Annotated in this window: 5 protein-coding genes; 1 reads left to right on the top strand and 4 read right to left on the bottom strand. The window is 70.0% G+C overall.

Features of this window, described 5'->3' with window-relative positions; genetic code table 11:
* Positions 1 to 468: 468 nt before the first annotated feature.
* Positions 469 to 1476 (bottom strand): stage II sporulation protein M, encoded by a 1008-nt coding sequence (locus E6R18_RS33750; RefSeq protein ID WP_136320672.1) that lies wholly within the window; start codon positions 1474 to 1476, stop codon positions 469 to 471.
* Between the two features lie 113 nt (positions 1477 to 1589).
* On the opposite strand from E6R18_RS33750, the gene E6R18_RS33745 reads away from it, so the two are divergent.
* Positions 1590 to 2744, top strand: a complete 1155-nt coding sequence (locus tag E6R18_RS33745; RefSeq protein ID WP_240799950.1) for an RDD family protein — start codon at positions 1590 to 1592, stop codon at positions 2742 to 2744.
* 31 nt (positions 2745 to 2775) lie between these two features.
* Here E6R18_RS33745 and E6R18_RS33740 read toward each other — a convergent pair whose 3' ends face one another.
* From E6R18_RS33740 to E6R18_RS33730, 3 genes are all read right to left on the bottom strand, one after another.
* On the bottom strand, positions 2776 to 2997 hold the full coding sequence (locus tag E6R18_RS33740) for a hypothetical protein (RefSeq protein WP_240799949.1): 222 nt from the start codon (positions 2995 to 2997) through the stop codon (positions 2776 to 2778).
* A 104-nt stretch (positions 2998 to 3101) separates the two neighbouring features.
* The gene (locus E6R18_RS33735; RefSeq protein WP_136320671.1) at positions 3102 to 3713 is read right to left on the bottom strand and encodes a hypothetical protein; all 612 of its coding nucleotides are present in this window, start codon (positions 3711 to 3713) and stop codon (positions 3102 to 3104) included.
* A gap of 340 nt (positions 3714 to 4053) precedes the next feature.
* The coding region (locus tag E6R18_RS33730; RefSeq protein WP_206308350.1) for an adenosylhomocysteinase at positions 4054 to 4265 on the bottom strand (212 nt) is incomplete at its 5' end.

Genomic DNA, 4265 nt, shown 5'->3' with positions numbered 1-4265 from the left:
GTTCTCAAGGAACGGACGCTTCCTTTGTACTCACCCCTGCGGGCTTTCCTCCGGGCGCTTCCCTTCGGTCTTGCGTTTCCGACTCTATCAGACTCTTTCGTGTCCGATTCCCGGTCGAAGCGGGTCGTGCTGTTTGCCTTTCGGCGTTTTCAACCTTACCAGACCCATTTCGTTCCGTTTCCGGTTCGAATTTGAATTCCGGCGGCCGTTGAAGTGGCCTTGCCTTTCGGCTGATTCGACTTTATCAGAAGCATTTCGGCCGACCTAATCGGCTTCAACCTGCTGAGAGTGGGAACCCACGGCTCTGCGGAAATCAAATTTCCGGTGAGAGCGAGACAGATATTAACTGTCGGCGCCCGAACCTGTCCAGTTCGAGGCAACCGTTAAAATCTACCTCCCCCACGTCTCCGTGTCAACGGTTTTTTGGGGCGATGAGGAGACTAGCAGCTCAGCGGTGGCGTATGCACATCAGGCGGCCATCGGCAGCTCGGCACTTCGTTCGATGGCGTCCAGGTCCCCCGCCTCACCGGCTCGGACGGCTCGGCCGCCCAGGGCGTAGACGTACGTGAGGAAGAGCAGCTCGGCGGCTGTGCCCAGGGTGATTCGGGCCCAGGTCGGGAGACCGGACGGGGTCACGAATGCCTCGATGGCGCCCGAGACGAACAGGACGAGCGCCAGGCCGATGGCCATGCCGATCGCTGCTCGGCCCCGTTGCGCGAGGGCCGCACGGCGGGCCCGGGGGCCGGGGTCGATGACCGTCCAGCCGAGGCGCAGGCCGGTGCCGGCGGCGATGAAGACGGCCGTCAGTTCCAGCAGGCCGTGCGGAAGGATCAGCCCGAGGAACGTGTCGAGCCGGCCGGCCGAGGACATCAGCCCGATGCCCACCGCCAGGTTCACCACGTGGACGAAGAGGATCCAGATCACCGGCAGGCAGAGGAACGCCCCCAGCACCAGGCACATGGCGGCTGCCTGCGCGTTGTTCGTCCAGACCTGGGCCGCGAAGGACGTGGCCGGGTGGCTGGAGTAGTAGGTCTCGTACTCCCCGCCCGGGCTCGTCATGCGGCGGAGGTCGTCCGGAGCGGCGATGGCGGCCTGGACCTCCGGACGCGTGCCGATCCACCAGCCCATCAGGGCGGCCAGGAGCGTGGAGAGGACGGCGGTCGGTATCCACCAGTGGCGGGAGCGGTAGACGGCTGCGGGGAATCCCGCCGTGAGGAAGCGTGCGGCGTCGCGCCAGGAGGCGCGGCGGGTGCCGGTCACCGTGGCACGGGCGCGGGCCACCAGCTGCGTGAGCCGCGCGACGAGCAGCGCGTCGGGGGCGCTGGACTGGATCAGGGAGAGATGGGTGGCCGTGCGCTGGCAGAGATCGACGAGTTCGTCCGCTTCCGCGCCCGCCAGACGGCGCCCGCGGCGCTGGAGATGGTCCAGCCGGTCCCACTCGATGCGGTGGGTGTGGACGAAGACATCGAGGTCCATGATCGGCTGCGGCTCCAGGCAGGGTGTGTACCGGTCCGTACAACTGCGGCGTTGCGTGTCAGCTTGGCAGACTGCGGGGCCGCGGGGCAGGGGCTTCGGTGAAGGGTGGGGCGATGAGTGAGCTCGTGACCGGGGACGCGGTCGTGCTGGGACTCCGGCCGGCGAAACTGCCGAGCCGGGTACTGGCTCTGGCCATCGATCTGATGGTGGTGGGTACGGCGTTCGGTGTGGTGGCGTTCGGTCTCGCCGTCGCCTCCGCCTCACTGGACGACGCGGCCCTGGCGGCCGTCTCCGTCGCCGTCTTTCTGCTGGTTCCGGTGGGTGGGCCGATCGCGGTCGAGACGCTCAGTCGCGGCCGTTCGCTGGGCAAGCTGGCCTGCGGGCTGCGGGTCGTACGGGACGTCGGAGGCCCCATCCGGTTCCGGCACGCGCTGGTCCGCGGGGCGATGGGCGTCGTGGAGATCCTGATGACGCTCGGCGTCGTCGCCTCCATCGCGTCCCTGGTGTCGGCGCGTGGCCGGCGGCTCGGGGACGTCTTCGCGGGGACGCTCGTCGTACGGGAACGAGTGCCGGCGGGCCGTGCCGCTGCTGCTCCGCCGCCTCCGCCGTGGCTGGTCGGACGGTTCGCCGATCTGGACCTGTCGGCGGTTCCGGACGATCTGTGGCTGGCGGTGCGGCAGTACCTGACGCGGATGCACCAGCTCGATGCCGAGGTGGGCAGGGCCATGGCGGAGCGGCTCGGCGGGGCGGTCGCCGTGCGGACCGGGGTTGCGGCGCCGGCGGGCGTGCCGGCCGCCGCGTACCTGGCTGCCGTGGTTCACGAGCGGCAGGTGCGGGACGCGCGCCGGGCTTGGGAGAGGGCGGCCCGCAACGCGATCCGAGGTTTCTCCGGTACCGGACCGGTGGGCGTGGCCGGGGAGGTGCCTGCGGTCGGCGACCGGGGCGGCGAGCTCGGCTGGAATCCCGGACGAGCGGGCACGGTTGTGCCCCCTGGCCACCCGGGGGTCGCCGCCGGTCGTCCGTTCGGCATGGCATCTGAGGGGGCTTCGGGGCCCGGTGCTGATACGGCTGGGGCTCCGGGGCCCGGTGCCGGTACGGCCGGCGGTGCCAGCGTGCCGGTGCCGACGGGGCGGTCGGGCGGCCGCCAGCAACCGGGTTCGTGCCGCCCGCCTGAGGGCGGTCCGGCGGCTCGCTTCACCCGGGCGCCCTGTCCGTCACTCCATGGTGGCGGTCTCCCTGATCAGCGGCTCGAATCCCGCCGCACATAGGCGTCGAACGGCGCGGTCGGCGCGCCGTCGATCACTGGCCGCACCCGGTGCTCAGCCGCGAACTCCTTGAGCGCTGTGCGAGAGCCCGGCTCCACTCCCCGCCGATGACCAGCACCCCGAACCCCTCGCTCTCCAACAGCCTCCGGGCGTCCTCGTCGGTGCTCACTCCTTCCGCCTCGAAGCCGTCCGCTCGTAGCGTGGCCACCACCTCCGTCACCCTGGCGGACGTCCTTCCCAGCACCAGCGTCCTCATGGCCGTCCCTCCTGGGTACGTCGACATCTGCGCGGACGAACCTGGAAGCTCGACTCGACTTGAGGTCAACCCCCGTCCCTGCCGGGCGGAGGACCGGAGTCCGGCTATCGCTCGGAGGGCGGGGAGTCCAGTTCCTCGAGCTCGATGCCGGGGGCGGAAAGAACCACGTCGCCGGCGAGGTGGACGGTGTGCCTCTCGCCGGTATCCAGGGCGCTGACCTGGTACTCGTCCACCTTCAGGGGCCCGTTGTCAGTGGGGTGCGCTTCACTGTTCACCAGGGCCCAGGACTGGTCGAGCGTACGGGGGGCGAGGACCGGGTCCGTGAAGGTGACGACCCGGACGCGGGTCTCCGGAGAAGCGGGGGTGAGGCGCAGCAGACGAGCGGTCGCGACGAGGAAGGCGGGGGATGTGCCATGGAAGGCGTGGGCGCGGACATTGCCTTCGGTGGCGTGAGTGCCCGTCGGGTCGGTACGGACCCAGGTGATGCCTTCGAGGGCCGCGCCGCGGACCTGCCAGTCGGCGGCATGGAGTTCGAGACGGATGGGGCGACCGAGTTCATCGAGGGTGAGGTCGACGGATCCGAGGTGACTGCCGGACGGGGCGGTCGTTTGGGAGATGTAGCGCCATCCGGAAGGGCCGGGCGCGCAGTGGAAGTGTTCTGCGCCGAGGGGGGTGTGGTCGTGAAGATCGTGGAGCGAATATCGGCCGCGGGGCATGGGGTCCTTCGGGTTCCTCAGGTCGTGCGGGTGCGGTACGGCGCAGGCCCCCGACACGGGGGTGCGGGGGCCTGCGTTCGTCGCTGCTGCTGATCAGCCCGGACTGCTGAGTGTCCGGTACTGCTGAATCGCCCCGGGCTGCGGGGTCCGCCGGTGACCGGTCGCCGGCGGACCACCGCGGCACGCGGCGGGATCAGTCAGTACGGATCAGTACGGAGCCGAGCGGTACGGGGTTCCGTACGGGACCGGTCCGTGCCGGACCAGGCCGTGCCGGACCAGGCCGTGCCGGACCAGGCCGGTCCGTGCCGGACCAGGCCGTACCTGACCAGTTCGTACGGGATCAGTAGCGGTAGTGGTCCGGCTTGTACGGGCCCTCGACCTCGACCCCGATGTACGCGGCCTGCTCCGGGCGCAGTGTCGTCAGCTTGACGCCGAGTGCGTCGAGGTGGAGGCGGGCGACCTTCTCGTCCAGGTGCTTGGGGAGCACGTAGACGTCGGTCGGGTACGCCTCGGGCTTGGTGAACAGCTCGATCTGGGCCAGGGTCTGGTCCG

The organism is Streptomyces sp. A1277 (assembly GCF_004795015.1).
Classification (GTDB): Bacteria; Actinomycetota; Actinomycetes; order Streptomycetales; family Streptomycetaceae; genus Streptomyces.
Note: the sequence above shows the minus strand (reverse complement) of the source record. Positions and strands in the feature narration are given on the sequence as shown.